17 protein-coding genes are annotated in these 20,031 nt (G+C 42.6%); 13 read left to right on the top strand and 4 right to left on the bottom strand.

Annotation, left to right across the window (positions count from 1 at the left end; all coding sequences use genetic code 11):
* The first annotated feature begins 73 nt into the window (after positions 1 to 73).
* Together T487_RS0107120 and T487_RS16420 are read left to right on the top strand one after the other, a co-directional pair.
* Complete coding sequence (locus T487_RS0107120; protein WP_031575821.1) at positions 74 to 1,204, top strand: YcjF family protein; 1,131 nt, start codon at positions 74 to 76, stop codon at positions 1,202 to 1,204.
* A 60-nt stretch (positions 1,205 to 1,264) separates the two neighbouring features.
* Positions 1,265 to 1,426, top strand: a complete 162-nt coding sequence (locus tag T487_RS16420) for a hypothetical protein (protein ID WP_155953253.1) — start codon at positions 1,265 to 1,267, stop codon at positions 1,424 to 1,426.
* A gap of 34 nt (positions 1,427 to 1,460) precedes the next feature.
* Here the strand turns inward: T487_RS16420 and T487_RS0107130 are convergent, their stop codons facing one another.
* Positions 1,461 to 1,952 (bottom strand): deoxycytidylate deaminase, encoded by a 492-nt coding sequence (locus T487_RS0107130; RefSeq protein ID WP_036909295.1) that lies wholly within the window; start codon positions 1,950 to 1,952, stop codon positions 1,461 to 1,463.
* Positions 1,945 to 2,403: a GNAT family N-acetyltransferase gene (locus T487_RS0107135; protein ID WP_031575824.1), complete on the bottom strand. Its 459-nt coding sequence runs from the start codon at positions 2,401 to 2,403 to the stop codon at positions 1,945 to 1,947. The genes T487_RS0107130 and T487_RS0107135 overlap by 8 nt, the downstream gene beginning before the upstream one ends.
* Before the next feature lie 210 nt (positions 2,404 to 2,613).
* On the opposite strand from T487_RS0107135, the gene T487_RS0107140 reads away from it, so the two are divergent.
* The gene (locus T487_RS0107140; RefSeq protein ID WP_031575827.1) at positions 2,614 to 4,068 is read left to right on the top strand and encodes a hypothetical protein; all 1,455 of its coding nucleotides are present in this window, start codon (positions 2,614 to 2,616) and stop codon (positions 4,066 to 4,068) included.
* A 327-nt stretch (positions 4,069 to 4,395) separates the two neighbouring features.
* Complete coding sequence (locus T487_RS0107145; protein WP_031575830.1) at positions 4,396 to 5,748, top strand: sodium-dependent transporter; 1,353 nt, start codon at positions 4,396 to 4,398, stop codon at positions 5,746 to 5,748.
* Between the two features lie 68 nt (positions 5,749 to 5,816).
* Here T487_RS0107145 and T487_RS0107150 read toward each other — a convergent pair whose 3' ends face one another.
* Positions 5,817 to 7,316, bottom strand: a complete 1,500-nt coding sequence (locus T487_RS0107150) for a Ppx/GppA family phosphatase (protein ID WP_031575840.1) — start codon at positions 7,314 to 7,316, stop codon at positions 5,817 to 5,819.
* A 229-nt stretch (positions 7,317 to 7,545) separates the two neighbouring features.
* Between T487_RS0107150 and ppk1 the strand changes: the two genes are divergently transcribed.
* Complete coding sequence (ppk1, locus tag T487_RS0107155; protein WP_036909296.1) at positions 7,546 to 9,654, top strand: polyphosphate kinase 1; 2,109 nt, start codon at positions 7,546 to 7,548, stop codon at positions 9,652 to 9,654.
* Positions 9,655 to 9,668: 14 nt separating this feature from the next.
* Positions 9,669 to 10,334, top strand: coding sequence for a hypothetical protein (locus tag T487_RS0107160; protein WP_031575843.1), 666 nt, complete (start codon positions 9,669 to 9,671; stop codon positions 10,332 to 10,334).
* 41 nt (positions 10,335 to 10,375) lie between these two features.
* On the opposite strand, the gene T487_RS0107165 is transcribed toward T487_RS0107160, so the two are convergent.
* Positions 10,376 to 11,110, bottom strand: a complete 735-nt coding sequence (locus tag T487_RS0107165) for a glycerophosphodiester phosphodiesterase family protein (protein ID WP_031575849.1) — start codon at positions 11,108 to 11,110, stop codon at positions 10,376 to 10,378.
* 125 nt (positions 11,111 to 11,235) lie between these two features.
* On the opposite strand from T487_RS0107165, the gene T487_RS0107170 reads away from it, so the two are divergent.
* The 7 genes from T487_RS0107170 (at position 11,236) to T487_RS15885 (ending at position 19,837) form a co-directional block, all read left to right on the top strand.
* A complete protein-coding gene (locus T487_RS0107170; RefSeq protein ID WP_051651577.1) occupies positions 11,236 to 12,324 on the top strand; it encodes a metallophosphoesterase family protein in 1,089 nt (362 codons plus the stop codon).
* The gene (locus T487_RS0107175; RefSeq protein WP_031575852.1) at positions 12,321 to 14,834 is read left to right on the top strand and encodes an ATP-binding protein; all 2,514 of its coding nucleotides are present in this window, start codon (positions 12,321 to 12,323) and stop codon (positions 14,832 to 14,834) included. Before T487_RS0107170 ends, T487_RS0107175 begins: the two co-directional genes overlap by 4 nt.
* 103 nt (positions 14,835 to 14,937) lie before the next feature.
* Complete coding sequence (locus tag T487_RS0107180; protein WP_031575863.1) at positions 14,938 to 15,357, top strand: CBS domain-containing protein; 420 nt, start codon at positions 14,938 to 14,940, stop codon at positions 15,355 to 15,357.
* Between the two features lie 117 nt (positions 15,358 to 15,474).
* The gene (gene rpsA / locus T487_RS0107185; RefSeq protein ID WP_036909297.1) at positions 15,475 to 16,635 is read left to right on the top strand and encodes a 30S ribosomal protein S1; all 1,161 of its coding nucleotides are present in this window, start codon (positions 15,475 to 15,477) and stop codon (positions 16,633 to 16,635) included.
* On the top strand, positions 16,636 to 18,078 hold the full coding sequence (locus T487_RS0107190) for an aminoacyl-histidine dipeptidase (RefSeq protein ID WP_031575869.1): 1,443 nt from the start codon (positions 16,636 to 16,638) through the stop codon (positions 18,076 to 18,078).
* A 21-nt stretch (positions 18,079 to 18,099) separates the two neighbouring features.
* Positions 18,100 to 18,921, top strand: coding sequence for a sulfurtransferase (locus T487_RS0107195; protein ID WP_031575872.1), 822 nt, complete (start codon positions 18,100 to 18,102; stop codon positions 18,919 to 18,921).
* Between the two features lie 22 nt (positions 18,922 to 18,943).
* On the top strand, positions 18,944 to 19,837 hold the full coding sequence (locus T487_RS15885; RefSeq protein WP_176758091.1) for an FUSC family protein: 894 nt from the start codon (positions 18,944 to 18,946) through the stop codon (positions 19,835 to 19,837).
* Positions 19,838 to 20,031 lie beyond the last annotated feature (194 nt).

A 20,031-nucleotide genomic window follows, 5' to 3' on the forward strand; every position in this document is an offset into this window, starting at 1 on the left:
ACAATTCAGGAGTCTGGTGAAAACCAGACTCTTTTTTGGTACACTGTAAGAAAAACCGAAATGAGGAATATAAATGGATGTTGTACATATTGTTCAGGATATCTTACATAAAACCGAAGAAGAGGTGAACTCCATGGCGCCTGTCAATATCCTTGTGGCAGGAAAGACAGGTGTCGGGAAAAGCACGCTCATCAATGCTGTTTTCAGGGAGAATCTCACTCAGACAGGCATTGGAAAACCTGTGACCAAACATTTGGAACGAATCACAAAAGAAGGCATTCCACTGGTTCTCTTTGATACAAAAGGGTTCGAACTGAACGAACAGGTGCAGAAAGAAGTCCGTAAAGAAGTGCTCGAAGAAATACAAAGAGCCATCTCCACAGGAGACAAATCAAAAGAAATCCATGCAGTCTGGTATTGCATCAATGCGGCAAACCATCGTCTGGAATCCTTCGAAGAGGGTTTTCTACGGGAACTCTCAGAAAAACTTCCAGTGATTCTCGTTCTTACACAGAGCATTCTGGAGGAAGAGACCTCCATGCTCATGGAGTACATCCACTCGCTCAAGTTAAAGCTGGAACGAGTTATTCCAGTGGTGGCCAAACCCTACAGAATTGGTACACAAGAAATTCCTGTGACCGGTCTGAAAGATTTGGTCCATGAAACTCTAAGGCTTCTGCCCGAGGAGGTAGAACCAGCTTTTATCAACGCCCAGAAAGTTGATGTGATGAAGAAGGCGGAGCTTGCCCGTAAATGGGCTAGGGGATTTATCACTGAAACTTTCATGGTGGGCTTTACACCAATTCCGTTTGCAGATGCGCCCATCATCGCATCCAGCCAAGTAGCTATGATTGCAAAAATCACAAGTATATTCGGTGTTTCTATGAATAAAGCACTGGTTACCAGCATTGTTTCATCTGTTACAGGAGTTTCAGGAGCTGTCTACACAGGAAGGGCTCTTGTGAGCAACCTTCTGAAACTGATTCCTGGTGCAGGAACAGTCGTAGGAGGAATCATCTCCGGCAGTACAGCAGCGCTGATCACCACAGCACTGGCCTATGCCTACATCAACCTCATGATCCTTGTGGCAACTTCAGAGTATAAAAATACCACCATGAAGCAAAGTGAGATTATTGAGTTCATGCAGAAGGAATTGAAGAAGCAGATGAAAATTGTAAAGAAGGAAAAGCCTTACGAAAAATAACCGCTTTTCTTTAGCCACTTCATAGGATATACTGAAAAGCGGATCAGAAAGGGGAATATTATGGCATTGAATGATACAGCAAAAGAAAAAATGCTTCAGCTCATCGAAGCAAAAAAGAATGGAAATGGAAAAAAAGGGAAGACCGAAAGACCGGAAAAGAGTATACAAGGAACATCCAAACCTAAAAAAATGAAGAAAAACGGCGGTTTATTCGACAAGTAAAAAAAGCCTCATCCGAACTGGATGAGGTTTTTTATTATAGTGTTTCATCTTCCATATGGAGCTTGACTGTCTCAATCTGATTGATTCTCATAAGTTCCAGCGCATAATCATCCAACCTGTAATCATCCAGATAATAAATCGTCCGAATACCTGATTGGATCAGTGCTTTGGTGCAGTTAAGACATGGAAAGTGTGTGACATAGATTTTGGAATCTTTTAGAGAAATTCCCTCTCTGGCGCAATAGGCAATGCAGTTGATCTCTGCATGGAGCGTTGCAATGCAGTGTCCATCCCGCATCACATGACCAACGTCGTCACATTGTGGCGTTTTGCTTCCCACACTCCCATTGTAACCTGTGGCAATAATCCGGTTGTCCTTATTGACGATGACAGCGCCCACATAAGCTCTGTCACAAGACGATCTCATGGCCAGAACTTTAGCGATGCTCATAAAATATTCATTCCAGCTCTGTCTTTTCCGTTTTGGTTTTGTGCTTTTGACAATTTCGTAACTTTTCTCACTCATCTTCCAACACTCCTTTAAACTCCATTTCCACATGGGGGATATCATCTTCCAGATAGGGTTCTTTCTCTGTTCTCTTAAATCCCAGCTTTTTATAAAACTCTTCGGCATAAGCTTGGGAAGAAAGAATGATATGAGATTCTCCAATTTTCAGAAGCTCCTCCATGGATGCTTTCATCACCATTGCTCCATAGCCTTTGCCTCGATGGGCAGGACTTGTGACAACGCGTCCGATGGACGCTTCGGGATACTTGATTCCGCTTCTGAAAATACGGGTGTAGGCGGCCAGATTCTCTTCTTCGTATAAAAACACATGAAGTGCTTTCTGGTCTGTATCATCGAGATCCTGGTAGGGACAGCTTTGTTCAACAATAAAGACCCTCTCTCTCAATCGTAGCATGGCATATAGTTCTGAAACGGTCAGTTCATGAAAGGATTTGATTTCAAATCGCATAAGTCCTCCTGCATCCATCGTGTTGTTTGAACCGGCAAACTGTGAAATAAATAATAACATTCAAAAAAAGAAGTCATTCTTGCTCTAAATATAGGATAATAGAATTACAGATGCTTGTAAAACATTTTTACCATTCAAAATCTGATTCAAAAAAAAACGAAAGACCGCTCCTGGTGTATTCTGAGTGCGGCACGTAACGGAGGTGCATCAATGGAAGAAAAAGAACAGAAGAAATATCTTAAAGAAAAAGAAAAGCTCGTAACGAAAGTCGGTTATCTTCAGCGTGTTCTGAAGGAGTATAAAGTACCCGTGATGATCCTGTTTGAAGGGGTGCATGCCTCAGGCAAAGGAAGATTGTCCAATGAACTGCTCATTGCGCTGGATGCAAGATATACCAAATTCTATGCAACCCATGCCCCAACAGAAACAGAGCGAAGAAAACCATTTTTATGGCAGTACTTTGTGAATACTCCCAGCCATCAGGAAGTATACATCTATTACCGCAGCTGGTACTCATTATACATTGCCATGAAAAACAACATCATCAAAGACAGCTCCTATGAGGACAGTAAAATTCTGCTCCAGGAGATCAAAAACTTTGAAAATACCCTTCGTAATGATGGTACCGAACTGATTAAGTTCTATGTGGACATTGAGGAAGAAAAACAAAAGGAACATATCAGACGGATGTATGATAATCCAAGAACCATGTGGAAAGCCCAGGAATACGACCGTGACAATGATGAGGACTATAAGAAAGAGATGGAGAAGATTGTAGAAGAAGATCAAAACTCCTGGCATCGCATCAAGTATGAAACCAGCATAGTATCCGTCAACGAAGTGCTGGAAACCATCGTGAACCGGCTGGAAAAAAGGCTGAAAAAAGAAAAGAAAAGAGCAGAAGAGGATCCTGAAAAACGAGATGGTTTCTTCAATGGAAAGTATCCGGATATCTTGAAGAAACATGAGGGAAATCACGATCTCAGCAAAGAAGACTATAAGGATCGGCTGGATCGTCTTCAGAAAGAGATGCGGGATGTTCAGTATACGCTCTACGAGAAAAAAATACCGCTCATCCTTGTCTTTGAGGGCTGGGATGCCGCAGGGAAAGGTGGAAACATCAAGCGGATCATACAGCATCTTGATCCAACAGGATACGAAATCAGCACCATAGCTGCACCTACAGACCTGGAGCTTCGTCATCATTATTTATGGCGGTTCTGGAAACAGGTGCCCAAGACAGGCCACATATCCATCTATGACCGCTCCTGGTACGGCAGAGTCATGGTAGAAAGGGTAGAAGGGTTCGCTACCAATAAAGATGTGGAGAGAGCATATGAAGAAATCAATGATTTTGAAGCGTCCCTGACAAATTTCGGTGCCATTGTACTGAAGTTCTTCATCCACATATCAAAAGAAGAGCAGCTGAAGAGATTTGAGGCGCGACAGGCAGATGAGAACAAAGTCTGGAAAATCACAGATGAAGACTGGAGAAACCGTGAAAAATGGGATCTTTATGAAGAGGCCATCAATGACATGCTGGATCAAACAAATACCAAAGAAGCCCCTTGGCTGGTGATCAATGGAAACAACAAACGGTATGCCCGGATCACAGTGCTCGAAACAGTAATTGCCGCATGCACCGAACGGTTCCTTGATAAGTAGTTCACAAAATTAGACTCATTGTAACTGCCGCAAATATTAAAATGTATAATAATATCAAGTTAAAGTAATGAAAAGACATTTGTAAAGGATTGCAGGTGTCTTTTTCTCATAAACTTATAGAAAGTAATGTAATAAATCATCATGAAAATGAAGTTCAATTTACGGATATGGGAATTTTGAGAAGGATTGGCATATTTTTATTGCCAATGTTTTTCTATTGCACTTATAATATAACCTATAATTTTTAGAGAATGTGGCAAGGTTCTCAAATGGTGCAAATCCTGGAGAAAAAATCACAAACTCTGAAAATAAAAAGGGGGAATAATTATGGAAAATAACAGAGGATCCTGGTCCTCACGATTCGGCTTCCTGATGGCTGCCGTTGGTTCTGCCGTTGGATTGGGAAATCTTTGGAAGTTCCCGTATCTTGCGGGAGAGAACGGTGGGGGCGCATTTGTGCTTGTGTACATCGGTCTTGTGGTGCTGCTAGGTTTTACGCTGATGCTGGCTGAAATGACCATTGGCCGACATGCGAACTCTGATGCTTATGGTTCCTACAACAAAATCAAAAAGGGTTGGGGATTTGTCGGTGGTATCGGTATTCTGTCCGGATTCCTTATTTTATCTTATTACTCTGTCGTTGGCGGCTGGGTGATGAAGTATATCGTAGCTTCCTTCACAGGCACCGGTACAGATAAAGCTGCTTTCTTCGGGAATTTTATTTCTTCACCAGTTGAACCACTTGTTTATCATTTAATCTTTATGGGACTCACTGCAATTATTGTTATTCGTGGAATTTCAGGTGGTATTGAAAAGGCATCCAAATTCCTGATGCCTGCACTGTTTGCACTTCTTCTGGTTACCGTGATTCGTTCAGTAACACTGGACGGAGCTATGGAAGGAATCAAATACTTCGTGACACCAAACTTCAGTGAAATCACACTGAAAGTTGTCATCGCCGCACTAGGCCAGGTCTTTTTCTCTCTCTCTCTTGGCATGGGCATCATGGTCACCTATGGAAGCTATCTGAGAAAAGACGAGGACATGGAAAAAGACGCCTTCATCATTCCTTCTCTGGACTCTCTGGTGGCCATCCTTGCAGGATTCGCAATACTGCCTGCTGTATTTGCCTTAGGGTTTAAGCCAGGTGAAGGCCCTGGACTCATGTTCATCACGCTTCCAGCTGTATTTGAGAACATGCCTCTAGGTTCCATTTTCGGAGCACTCTTCTTTGTACTTGTATTCTTTGCAGCCTTATCTTCTTCCATCTCACTGATGGAAGTTACGGTAGCTTTTGGTATTGATAAGCTCAAGTGGAGCAGAAAGACATCCGTAATCATATTCACCACCCTGATGTTTATCATCGGTATCGGTGCATCTTTATCCATGGGCGAATGGAGCGATTTCCTCATTCCTTGGATCGACGGAAAAAGCTATGGAATCTTTGATTTCCTGGATGTGCTTACATCTTATTATCTGCTTCCATTGGGCGGACTCTTGGGGGCTCTCTTCATCGGATTTGTCTGGGGTGTGCCAAATGCAGTGAAAGAAATCAAGATAGGAAGCAAATTTGTCACAGAAAAACTTTGGTCTATTCTGATTAAATTCGTTGTGCCAATTCTTGTGTTCCTTATTCTGTTATCCACCACAGGCCTACTGGATAAATTACTAGGACTGTAAGATTAGATCTATACCTCACAAAAAGCTCTGGCTGTTTCTAGCCAGAGCTTTTCATTACAACAATATGATTATCCACGGTGTTGGAACTGTACTTTTAAGTGTCTTTTATAAAGATATCTGAACTTCGTCAGATAAGGTTTCAGCTCTTCTTCTTTAAAAATCGGGTCCTCTTTGGTATGGACTTCAATGACAAGCGCATCCTCTGTGACTTCCACTTTCTTCACCTGTGCCTCTTTCGAGATACCGAAGTTGATGGCTTCTGCAATCTTAATGAGAATACCAAGCATTTCTATGGTCCTCATATCCCTCTGGGAAAGGATCTTCTTGTTGAAGAACTCCTTCAGAAGATCATTGGCTGAAAATACAGAGGCGCAGGAGGCCGCCATAAGAATCTGTTTCTGACTGAGTCCATTGATGGGGGCATTAAGGATACTGTAGAATGTATTCCGGTCCCGTTGGAAGTAATTGATGCTGGTGCCCAGGTCATATAAATAGGTGGCCGTTTTCAGCACTTTTCCATTGCCCAGAAGGTAGGGGTATTTTTTGGTCAGTGCTCCATAAAGGGGACTGACGATCTTGAAGAGATCTTTCCCTTCATAACCAGGATACATATGATTCTCAATGATGTTGTCCAGAGAAAACTCCAGCACATCACGAACCCGTTTATTTCTGCCAAGGATGTGTTCAAAAAGCAAGCCATCCCGGATACCAGCATTGGACACAAAGATCTTTTTGGCATTCTGAACCTGCATAAGCACATTTAGAGTAGCCAAAGAGCCGATGAAGATATCCTCCCGGTCTTTACTGAGTCCATAGACTCTCTTGACTTTCCCGCTCAGATATCCTCTGATGAGCTCATAAATTTCCTCCACATCTTTCTGCTCCATGCTGTAGTTGTGGGAAATAAACATGGCATTGTCTTTTCTGAACCTGTCGATTTTTCCAAGGGTTCTGATGGACCCCCCAATCCCCACAATGGGGTATCCCTTGGCATTCTTCAGCCAGGGCACATCACGGAACGTATCCTTCAGGTACTGATGAAGCTGATTCTCAGCTTTTGGATTCCGTTTGAGGTCAAACAGTTCTGTCAGCACAATACTTCCAAAGGGAATGGAAATGGACTCCTGAAGTCTGTTGTCATGAATCAGCGCAATCTCTGTGCTGCTGCCGCCAATATCCACCATGAGGCATCGGTCCAGATCCAAAGTGTTCACTGTGGCATAATAATCATAAAAAGCTTCTTCCTCACCTGAAAGAATCCGGATGTCTTTTCCCAGGGCGATTTTTGCTTTTCCCAGAAATTCCTCCTTGTTGCTGGCCTTTCTAATGGCCTCTGTTGCCACCGCAATGACTTCAGTCACATTTTTGGAGTCCATATAGGACTTGAAATGTTTGAGGACACGGATTCCATAATCGATGCGGTGCGGGTGAAGATGATTCTCCACCATATTCTGACCTAGTCTTGCTGAGTGCCGGACCTGCCCCACCACTGTGTAGCTGGTTTTCTGCACATCATAGACGACCAGTCTCATGGAGTTAGAGCCTATGTCGATGATACCAATTCTCATAGCTCCTCCTTTCAATAGTTCCTTATTTTATATTATTATATCAGGGTTTCTTTATCTTTCCTAACACTCTGTCAGGCGGGTGCTTTATATAGCGTGTATCCTCAACAAAAACTGAAGCCGAATACGGCAAAGATGTAAATTCTTATGAACTTATCGCAATTTTTGTATAATTCAAAGTGTGAAATGGATATAATAGAACTAAACAAATGAACGATAGGAGGAGGATTCGATGGATTCATATTTATCATCACCCCAAGATTTCATCAACAGAGAACTTAGTTTTCTGGAGTTCAACCACCGTGTTCTGGAAGAGGTGAAGGATCAGAGCAATCCTCTTTTCGAACGGTTGAAATTTGCTGCCATTGTTATTTCAAATCTGGATGAGTTCTATATGATCCGGTACGGGACTCTATCGGATCAGATACACGCAAAGATTTACAAAAGGGATTCTTCCGGCATGACGCCAAAAGAACAGACCACCGCCATCAACAATCGGACAAGAATCCTCCTGGATGATCTGTATCATCTGGTCAACGGAAAAATCAAAAAGGATCTGAAGAATATCGGTATTGAGTTTCTAGACCACAAGAGCCTTACAGAGGAGCAGCTCTCCTATGTGGATTCCATCTACGAGCACAGCATCTATCCGGTACTGACTCCAATGGTGGTGGATTCGTCCAGGCCTTTTCCTCTGATCACCTCAGAAACGCTCAATATTGCAGTTCTTCTGGAAGATAAAGCTTCCCTCGAAAAACATCATATCGGAACCATCCAAGTGCCAAATGTGCTGGATCGGTTCTACTATATTCCGGGATCTTCAGACACAGAAAAGCAGTATATCCTGCTGGAGGACATTTTGAAGCTGAAACTAAAAGATCTTTTCAACGCGTTCGATATCCTTGGCTATTCCTGTTACAGAATCAGCCGTAATGCCGATCTGGAATATAACGAGGAAGAAGCTGATGATCTTCTGGAAGTGATCAAAGAAACCATTAAGCTGAGAAAATGGGGGAATGTCATCAAACTGGAAGTGGAAAAGCACATCTCTTCCGAACTTCTGGAGTATTTAATGGATGAATTCGAGTTGACGAAGGAAAACGTATTTCAGATTGACGGACCTCTGGACCTTCGTTTTCTTCATAAAGTCAGCAAACTCCAAGTGGATGAGTCTTTGAAATTTAAAGAAATCATTCCGCTGCCTGTTCCAGAACTTCTTTCCCATGACGATCTGTTTCAGTCCATTACCCATAAAGATGCGCTGCTTCACCATCCCTACGACAGTTTCTCCACCATTGTGAAACTGGTGAAACAGGCCGCTACAGACCCGGATGTGCTCGCCATAAAGCAGACGCTTTACCGTGTTTCCGGAAACAGCCCCATCGTAAAAGCTTTGGCTGAAGCTGCAGAGAACGGAAAACAGGTGACTGTTCTGGTAGAACTGAAAGCTCGATTTGATGAGGAAAACAACATCAACTGGGCACTGCGGCTTGAAAAAGCGGGCTGTCATGTCATCTATGGTGTCACGGGTCTGAAAACCCACTGTAAGGCACTGCTCATCATACGGCGGGAAAACAGCGAAATAAAGCGGTATTTTCATGTGGGCACCGGAAATTACAATGACATCACCGCCAAGCTTTATACAGATGTGTCCCTGGTCAGCTGCAATGGAGATCTTGCAGAAGACATCTCTGATCTTTTCAACAGACTTTCCGGACATTATAAGTATGGCAAGATGCGGCAGGCGATACTGGCTCCGGAAGATATGCGAAATCATTTTACACAGCTCATCGAACAGGAGAGAAAAGCAGCAAAGGAAGGGCACAAGGCTTATATCATCGCTAAAATGAATTCTCTGGTGGACAAAGACATCATAGAAAAGCTCTACGCAGCATCCAAAGATGGAGTAGAAATTGATCTCATCATCCGCGGCATCTGCTGTCTGCGTCCTGGCATAAAAGGGCTCAGCGAGAACATCAGGGTCCGTTCCATCGTTGGAAGATTTTTGGAGCATTCCCGTATCTTCTATTTCTATAACAGGGGAAATGAGGAGTTTTACATCTCCAGCGCGGACTGGATGGAAAGAAACCTGAACAAACGTATAGAACTGATGATTCCAGTGACCAACGCTGAAGCAAAGCATAAGCTGAAAACCATCCTTGATCTGAACTTAAAAGATACAGCAAAAGCACGTATTCTCACCTCCACGGGCGAATACAAAAGAATCCAGACCAAAGATGCACCCTATAACTGTCAGGAGGATTTCATTCTACGGACAGAGAAAAAATTCAACAAATACAGAAAAAGACTGGCAAAACTTCAAAGAGAAGGGCGCCTATAAAGGAGAGAAGCAAAATGAAAATCAAACTGAACTCATCAAATCCTAGACACGTGGACATTGTAAAAGCACTGGTGGAGGAGTTTCCGGAAATCTCCTTGCTCTCAAAGGACCGGAAGTGGGGAAGCGAACAACCTTCTTTCAAATATAAAGACCAGCTGTATGAGTTTAAAACCATCGATGAACTCATCCATCAGGTGAATAAAATCTTAGGGCTGAAAAATAAGGATTATCATAAGAAAGGCAAAAAAGTCACTGAAGTTGTTCCAGTGGAAGAAGAACTGCTTCTTGAAATCCCCATCGAAAAGTATAATCTGAACGATCTCAATATAAAATTACGGCTTGGCAGCCACGGGGAGAAGAGCAGCACCTATGAAGCTGAAACCCAGACACTCCACTATGAAGTGGAAGAAACCTTAGATGAAGATCTGGATGATCTTTCCATGGAAGAGCCTGAAATTTCCATGACTTCCATCAATAATGACATTATCCTCGATATTCCTGCAGAGAAGTTCACGCTCCAAGACTTGAAGCTCAATATCAAATTCACACAGTATGGAGAACCCGTATCCTCCTATGAAGTGAAAAAAGAAGAACAGAAAGAAGAAACGGACCAGACAGAGTCAGAACCCGCTGACCTTTCTAAGGAAGTAGGTCCTTTCAGCGCAGAGGAAGAGAAGTAACCAAAAAACCTGATGACCTGTTGCTTGAAGCAGCTCGGTCATCAGGTTTTTTTTATTTTTTCTATCACTTTTTTCAATCTGTCCGGTCTGTCCGTGATGATGCCATACAAATTGGGCATGCGGAGAAGATAACGCATGAATATAGAATAGTTTACTGTCCACGGGGATATTCTAACCTCAAGTTTCATCAGTTTGGCTACATTCCAAGGCCAGAGACTGGTGAATTTTGGATGTACAAATTCCATTTGAGTTTGCTCCATCCAGGAAAGGTCTTCTTCTTTTTTCAATTTTGTAATATAAGCACAGGGAATAAGTGGTGCAATCTCCTTTATTTTCATTAGGCTCTCTTTCTTGAATGAAGAAACGATCACCCGATGTTCCAGTTTGTATTTTCTTATCAGCACAACAAGCTTTTCCTCCATCCCTTCATGGGGGCGCAGATTATTTTTCAGCTCGATGACTGTCATGATCTCCCGGTCCTGAACCCAATTAAAATAGGCTTCCAGGGAAAGGATCGGTGCATAAACATTTCTTTTCAATCGCCTTTTCCTGACTTTATACTGTTCAAGATCAATCCAGTTGTGATCCAGTAAAAAACCTTCAGTCTGAATAAGGCGTGTAAAAGTATCATCATGGAACAGAACCAGTATTCCGTCTTTTGTGAGCTGAACATCCAGTTCAATGGCATCAGAAGATGCTTCTACTGCTTTTTCAAAAGCAAGCAGAGTGTTCTCAGGATATTTTCCGCTGAATCCTCTATGGGCAATGATCTTCATTTTGATTTCCTCCGTTGAATTCATTATTGCAATTATAACATAAGGTGCCCATCGGAAAACAGAACATCTATTCTACACACCGCAAACATGCTATACTAAAGAGAACTAGAGTTCGAGGTGATACGATGAAAACAGTAAAAATAGTACAAAGTGGAGATTTTCATCTGGATTCCCCACTGACCCTTCACAACATAAATTTCAGATCCCAGCGGAAAGAAGAACTTTTGAACACCGTAGAAAGAATCGTTTCACTGGCTGTGAAAGAGAAAGCGGATTTGATTCTGCTGACAGGGGATCTATTCGATTCCATGAGAGTGTCCAGAAAAACGCTTCTATATCTCCAGAAAGAGTTTATGCGATTTCCAGGCAGAATTTTCATTGCTCCGGGAAATCACGACCCCTATACACCAGAGAGCCCCTACGCCACTTTTTCTTTTCCAGAACATGTGCACATCTTTTCCTCTTATGAAGAAGTATATCTAGAAGAACTGGATTGTGTTGTCTGTGGTGCTGGATTCCAATCGGGGTATGTCAAAGAAAGTCTATTTGAAAACAGAAGCTGCTCCACTCCGGCGGAGATCCGAATCCTTCTCATGCACGGCGACGTTACAGAAGGAGCTTCTTTATATAATCCTGTGTCCTGTGAGAACATCCGCCAGAGCGGATTCAGTTACATCGCTTTGGGACATAGACATTCCTTCTCCGGAATCTTGTCAGAAGGCAGCACGCAGTATGCATATGCTGGGATACCCGAGGGCAGGGGATTTGATGAGACAGGAGAGAAAGGTGTTCTTGTAGGATCCATTTACAGCAACGGCAGCGCACTTCAGTTTAAACCGCTGAGCAGGAGAACCTACGAAATCCTTGAAGTAGACATCTCATCTCTTTTGACTACCCAAGAAATCTTCAGTAAAATCCGTTCTAGTCTTCGAAATGAAACCAGTATTTACAGAATACTGCTCTGCGGACAAGTATCGCCCTATCTTTCCATCGATTTTGCGCATCTTTCGCTAATGCTCTATGAGAAGCTGCCCGATTTTGAGCTTAGAGATGAAACGACCCTTGCTGGAGATACTCTCTCTTTTCCACCACACTCCCTACGTGGGATTTTCATGGAACTCCTAAGTGAAAAGCGTGAATCGTCCGATAAAGAATTCTGGAACGAAGTGGAGAAGACAGGACTTGCTGCGCTCTTGCCCGGAGGAATGAAATGAGGATACATAAACTGAACATCAAACAGTTCGGGAAACTGAAAGAACTGGAGCTCTCCTTCACCAAAGGGATTCAGCTCATCGAAGGAGAAAACGAAGCCGGCAAAAGCACTCTACAGAGGTTCTTTTTGTGGATGTTTTATGGAGCCGTTTCTATAAAAGAGTACAATCTGAATCTTCGGGAACTTGCCGTTCCCTATGGTGAGACCTATGCTTTTGGCAGTCTAGAAGTTTCCATGGACTCTTCTTCTCTGATCATTGAAAGAAGAAGCGGCTTGAGCAAAAGAGATGATTTCCTGCGCATCTATGAAAAAGGCACACTGGAACAATGCTATTATCCGGATCCCCTCGGTAAAAGCCTCTTTGGACTGACTGTCCATGAGTTCGTTAAGACATTATTCATGGGATCAGAGAAGACACCTGCGTTCAGTGATAAAAATGACGGTCTTTTTATGAAGCTCTCCAATCTGCTGGATTCTGGAGAAGAAGAGGTTTCCTACAAAAAGGCCATTGAAGACATCGACAGGCAAATAAAAGCCCTGAAGAACGGTAGAAACGCTGGATCGATCCCACAGCTTCAAGGAGAAATCAGGTCTCTATTTGCAGAGCTGGAGGCATCCAGAAGGATGTTTCTGGAAAAGGAAAAAATTCAGAATGAGCTGGAAGTACTGGATACTGAACTGATTTCACTCAAAAATCAGCAAAAACTGCTTTCAGAGCTCCAATCAAAAGCACGTTTATTTCATAAGAAGACTGATATTCTGAAGCTGAAAGGCGCCTTGGATGAACTCAATGAACTCATGGCCGAAAAGGAAAAAAGCTGGATCTCTCTATCGGAAGATGACGCTCAAATGATTCGCGAAAAAATAGAACAGCTCCATCTGGCTCAAGAGGAGCTTCTAAAAATGGAAGAGGAGCATCAGGGAACAGTTCGGGATCTGGAACTTTATCTATCCTTTCAGGAAGACAAGAAACTCATAGACGAAATTAAAGCCGAAACATGGATGCAGCTCATAGCCGAGGAGCAGAAAGAGCATACATTGCAAAAGGAACTCCAGAAGCTTCGTGCGCATCAAGGTCAGGATCACCCCTTTGGTTCGAGAAAAAAAGAAGTGCTTCTTTTACTGAAAAAATACGAAAGGCAGTTAAAGCATCTGAAAAGCACCCACAGGCGTGGAAGGTTTCCACTCATTCTGTCTCTTTTCATTTTCGCTGGAATCTTCTCTCTTCTGAGGCCTTCAGGACTCCTCTTAAGCACGCACTTTCTGCTGGTACCTGGCCTGATTTTCTCTACGCCTCCGGTTCAGAGAAAAAGAAGGTCTCATCTGCTGACAAAAATTAGGGATTCAGAAAAGAACATTGATCAAATCAGCTCAGAGCTTGGTCTTGATCCGAAAGAAGTGCTGAGATCAAAGAAAATCCTCTTGATGGCAGAAAATACAGTACATCTGGAGACGCTCACAAAAAAGATAGAAGACATCCAGAATAAGAGAGAATACTTCTACAGAATCTCAGGCACCTCTACACTGAAGGCATTGGCTTCCGTGATGGAAACCTGCAGACAGAACATCGAAGCGCATCAGGTAAGGCAAACAAAAGAAACCATTCTGAAAGGGAGTATCACTCATCAGCAAGAAAAAATCAGGCTCCTGGAAAGCGATCTGTTTTACCATCTCAATCCTTTGGGCTATGAGTCAGATGCTGACAGCATCGATGATTTCTGGGAGAGTTATGAGCTGAATAAAGTCAGAAGGGTACTTCTTGAGGAGAAAGAAAGCCAGCTTCATCTTTCTATCAAAGGCCTCATCGGAGAGGAGCCCCTGGAAAGAGTCCTGGAAGAACTATCCGCTTTTGAAGAGCTTTCTCTTCATGAAGACATCAGCGAAGATCTGCTGTCAAAGAAAGAACAGAATTTAATTCTGGCGATTGAAAAAAAGACAGCCTGTAAAGCGGAGCTTCTGGAAAAGTATGAGGGACTGCAATTTAGGGATCCTTATTATCTGGAAGACTATCTGAACACAAAGCATATCGAGGAGGAGGTCCTTCATCGGAGGCTGTCTGTACTTTTAAAAACGAAAGAACTCATGATGAATGCAGAAGACCGCCTGAAAAAACAATATGTGCAGATACTGGGGGATGAAGTCACTAGAAGATTTGAGCATATTACAGGATTTCGCAGAACTGTTTTAGTGGAAGACCTCAATACCATGACCTTTCAGGAAGGAAGCCATGCGCAAGACGATAAAAAACTTTCCACCGGTGCTCTTTCACAGCTATACCTGTCCCTGCGGCTGACAATGATCAAAAGAATCTTTAATGAGAACTCTGTTCCGCTCTTTATGGATGAAGTGTTCAGCACCTTTGATGATCTACGTACTGAGAATACACTGAAGCTCCTTTTAGAGGAGTTCTCTTCCCACCAGATTTTCATTTTTACCAGCCATAAAAGAGAACGTGTTTTTCTTGAAAACTGTGCTGAGATCCTTACTCTAAAACAGCAAGTCAACTTGTGAAGCAGTTGTAAATAAGTCCTTAATATCTTCTGAATACGATTACTTATTTCTTTGTTGTGGTATAATGAAAGTGTAAATAAATCATGAAAGAGGTACTTTGCATATGAATATTGCTTTTTTCCTTACACCGAAATCAGAGCTGATTTACGAAATGGTTGATTCAACCATGCGACAGGTGCTTGAAAGAATGGAACATCATGGCTACTCGGCCATCCCGATTCTGGATCGTGAAGGAAAATACGTGGGAACCTTAACAGAGGGTGATTTGCTTTGGAAAATCAAAAATACGCCAGGGCTTTCTTTCCGCAACACCAATAAGGTAAAAGTCTCTGATATAGAGCGACGTAAGAAACACGAGGTTGTCACCATCAGTGCAGAAATCAACGACATCATTGTCCTCGCAAGAACACAGAATTTTGTCCCGGTTGTGGATGATGAAGGTGTGTTTATCGGTATCATCAAGAGAAGTGATATCATTGACTATTGCTATAACCTCATATCCGACAAAAAGATGATTGTATAGTTATTTTCCTAGGAAAAGCTGAAGATTCTTCAGCTTTTTTATGTTAGAATTCTTTATATAATGCGCTATTGCAAAGAATAGAAAGGGGGAGGCAGTGATAAAACTGCCTGCACGTTTATGGATGAACAAATGAATCAGGAAATGTCTATGGCTGAAGCCATGGAGGGCTTTACGCTCAATAAAGTGAAAGATGGGGATATCCTTGAGGGTACGATTCTGAAGGTCAACCCGGATGAAATCATCGTCAACATCAATTATTTTGCAGATGGTGTTGTGCCAAGAGAAGAGCTCACCAAAGACCATAATGAGAGCCTCAGTGATCTCTATCAAGTGGGCGATTCTGTTAAAGTCATTGTGCTGAAAGCAGATGACGGTGAGGGCAATGTGCTCTTGTCAAAGATACAAGCAGATGCCATCGTCTCCATTGAAGAAGTGGAAGCTGCGTTTAAAGACAAGACACCTCTAAAAGTGAAAGTGCTGGATGAAGTAAAAGGCGGACTCAGAATCTTTTACAAGGGTCTGAACGGATTCATGCCAGCCTCTCTTGTCTCCGACAGCTATGTGGAGAATCTGAAAGATTATGCTGGAAAGACCTTGGATGCTCTCGTGGAAGAATTTGATGATGTTCAGAAAAAACTCATTTTCTCCAGAAAAGCATATCTGAAAATCCAGGGAGACAAAAACAAGAAAAAGCTTCTGCAATCCTTAAAACCAGGAGATACCGTAGAAGGAACCGTAGCAAATATTGCTTCCTATGGGGCTTTTATTGATTTAGGCGGTCTCACAGGCCTATGCCATATCAGTGATCTTTCTCACAGAAGAATTGACCATCCGAGTGAAGTGGTCTCCATCGGAGATACAGTAAAAGTACATGTGATTCGGGTAGACCTGAAAAACGAAAAAATCTCCCTGTCTTTGAAGAGTAAAGAGGAAGATCCTTGGATCAAAGCCGGAAGCCTTAAAGCAGGACAGTTTTACACCGGCACAGTGCGCAAACTTCTGGATATTGGCGCTATAGTTGAGCTGGAAAATGGTTTGGACGGACTCGTCCACATCTCAGAAATCAGCCAGGAACACGTCTCTCATCCAAGAGATGTGCTTTCAGAAGGACAAGAAGTCACCGTTAAAATCCTCGAAATTGATGAGGATAAGAAAAGAATCAGCTTCACATTGCGTGAAGGAAATGGAACAGATGAAAGCTACTATGAAGAAGAAGAATCAGTCACTCTGGGAGATCTTTTCAAAAATCTTCTGGACCAGCTGAAGGAGGAGGAATAAATGAGCGTACTACAGTCCTACGAACCTAAGAAAGTCATGCATTTTTTTGAGGAACTGACAAAAATCCCTAGAGGATCCGGAAATGAGAAGGCAGTTTCAGACTATCTGAAGAAATTCGCTGAAGACAGAAACCTCTTTGTGGTACAAGATGATGTGATGAACATTCTGATCAAGAAACCCGGTGCTCCAGGCTATGAAAACAGTGTACCTGTAATCATCCAGGGACATATGGATATGGTGGATGAAAAAAACAATGACACAGTGCATGACTTCACCAAAGACCCCCTGAAACTAAGAATTGAAGGAGAACATCTCTATGCCACCGGTACCACCCTTGGTGCAGACAACGGTATTGCTGTAGCCTATGCTCTGGCCATCCTCGATGGGGAAGATCTTCCTCATCCCCCTCTAGAAGTGCTCATTACCGTAGAAGAAGAAACCGGTATGCTAGGAGCAGCTTCAGTGGATGGTACTCTTTTTGAAGGAAAGATGCTGATCAATATTGACTCTGAAGAAGAGGGAACATTCCTTGTAAGCTGTGCAGGTGGTGCAAGACAGACTGTGAAGCTTCCACTGACTTACGAAGAGGCTACAGGGTCCGTTTATAAGCTTTCCATCTCAGGTCTTCGGGGCGGCCATTCAGGAATTGATATCCCGAAAGAGCGCGGAAACTCCAATGTGCTTCTCGGAAGAGCGCTATATCTTCTCTCAAAGAAGTATGAATTTGTTCTTTCCAATCTGCATGGCGGATCCAAGAACAATGCCATTCCTAGAGAAGCAGAAGCACTGCTTCTTGTGAAGGGTAACGAAGAGCACCTAGCCGATGCCGTATCAGAAATCGAGACTCTCCTTGCTAAAGAGATTGAGACTCAGGACAGCGGTTTAAAGCTGAAGATTGAAAAATCCGATGCTTCTGGCGCTTTCTATACCCCTGAAACAACGGCCAAAGCCATTGGTCTTCTGTTCACACTGCCCAATGGTGTCATCAGCATGAGCCAGGACATCCAAGGTCTTGTGGAAACATCGCTGAACCTAGGTGTGCTTCATGAAAAGGACAACCATCTTTATTTTGATTTTGCAGTTAGAAGCAGTGTTGGTTCGAGAAAAGAAATGGTGCTTCAGAAAGTGAATGCCATCGGAGAAGTTTTCGGTGCTGTATCCGAAATCACTTCCTCCTATCCAGAGTGGCAATACGCAAAAGAATCAAACCTAAGAGATACCTTCATAAAAGTTTATGAAGACAAGTACGGCAAGAAACCCCAGATAGAAGCCATTCATGCCGGTTTGGAATGCGGTATACTTGCTGGAAGAATACCAGGCCTTGATATGATCAGCCTGGGGCCAAATCTTTATGATGTACATACACCGGATGAACACATGGACCTTGTTTCAGTGAAAAATGTGTACGAGTTCCTGCTGGATGTATTGAAAGAACTTAAATAAAAGCGAAGTGGAGTGCCATCGATGAAAAATTTTAAAGACCGTGACTTTCTTATAGAGAATTCAGATCTCATTGTTCTTGATGTGCGGTACAGTATGAGCGATGCGGAGTATGGAAGAAAATCCTATGAAACTTCTCATTACAAAGGGGCTCATTTTCTTGATATGGATCAGGATCTGGCGGATGAAGTAGGAAGACATGGTGGGAGACACCCTCTTCCAAACACGAAGCTTTTCGAAGAAAAGTTAAGATCCATCGGTTTGGAGAACCACAGCCGGGTGATGATCTACGATGATGGAGATAATTCATCCGCTGGAAGACTCTGGTGGATGCTGAAGTATTATGGATTGGAGCATGTATATGTTCTCCATGGCGGGTTCAAAATGCTTCTTCCTGAAGACCTGACCTCAGATATGCCTGAGAAAAAACAGGGAAACATCTCTTTAACAGAGCATCCGGATATGACTGCCCCCTCTGAGGAGATCGTAGACTATGCAAAGAAGGGTTCTACTTCCGCAAAACTTCTCATAGACTCCAGAAGTGGGGATCGCTACAAAGGTTTTGTAGAACCTGTGGACCACAAAAAAGGCCATATTCCCCATGCTGCGAACATCTTCTTCAAAGACCATTTCAATGAAGATCAAACTTTGGATCTTGAAAAGGCAACGAAAAACTTCGCAGATATTATGAATGTGGATGATGTGATTTTCCATTGTGGTTCTGGAGTAACCGCCTGCACCAATATCATGGCCTTGGATGAGCTGGGCAAAAAATCAAGACTCTATGTCGGCAGCTTCAGTGACTATATCAGCTATGAGGATAACGTGGTGGAAAGGGACGTCTAAGATGAAAAACAGACTCATCGGAATGAGAACAATTAAAACTGCACTTGTAGTAGTACTGTCTTATATTGTCTCTTCCATCATCAATGATGAACTGTCCTTTGCCCTGATTTATGCAGCTGTGATTTGTGTAGAGACTTCTGTAGTATCTAGTTTTAAGATTGGATATAACCGAGTTCTAGGAACCGTAGTGGGTGGTATTATTGGACTGTTCATGTCGTATATACCACTCTATGGAGCCATCACCATGGCAGCAGGCGTGGTCATTACCATCTTATTCTGCAACCTCCTGGATATTAAGAAAGCTACAGGAATTGCCATCACGCTGGTCATTATCATTGTCACCGGTTCCTCAGAAAGCTCTCCTGCCATCTATGCCATGCAGAGAACGCTGGACACGGTCATCGGAATCGTCATTGCTACCATCGTCAACTTGCTGATTTATCCGCCGGATCAGATGATCCGGGTCCGCGACAGCTTCCAGAAATTCAGAGACACTGCACGACATGTGGTTGGGGATCTGATACTATATGGAATCTCTGACGGATTGGACACATTAGGATCTCAGCTGGATGGTTTTAAAGACACCTTCAATGAACTGAACAAAGAGCTGTTCATCCTGAAGAAATATGACAAAGAGGAATATGACTATTATGCACTTATGGTAGAAGCATCCGAGAAGGTTTTTATTTATGCAGAAGCAACTTCTCTTAGTGAAACCAACGTGAAAATGACGAAGGACAATCACCAGAAACTTTACAAACTGCTCTCTCTAGAAATTTTCCAGACAGAGTTTGTTACCATGGAAAGTTCCACCAGAGAGGATATGATTTATAACTATAACCTGGCGAAACTGATTTCTGCGTTGGAGAAGATTCTAAAAGAGAGGACATTTCAGGTAGACAACAGTAAATACTGATGAAAAATACTTCCGATAAATCGGAAGTATTTTTCATTGCATAAGTTTAAAAAGAATTTGCATACTATTCTTGTTCCCATATTTTTGCTCAAAATAAACCACCCCTGATGTTTCTCTTAAAGTAACTTTAAATCATATTTACCACCTTGTTTAAAAAATTCTATGATGGTAAACTATTAAGTAGGAATTTTTTA

The sequence above is a fragment of the Proteiniclasticum ruminis DSM 24773 genome (genome assembly GCF_000701905.1).
GTDB classification, from domain to species: domain Bacteria; phylum Bacillota; class Clostridia; order Clostridiales; family Clostridiaceae; genus Proteiniclasticum; species Proteiniclasticum ruminis.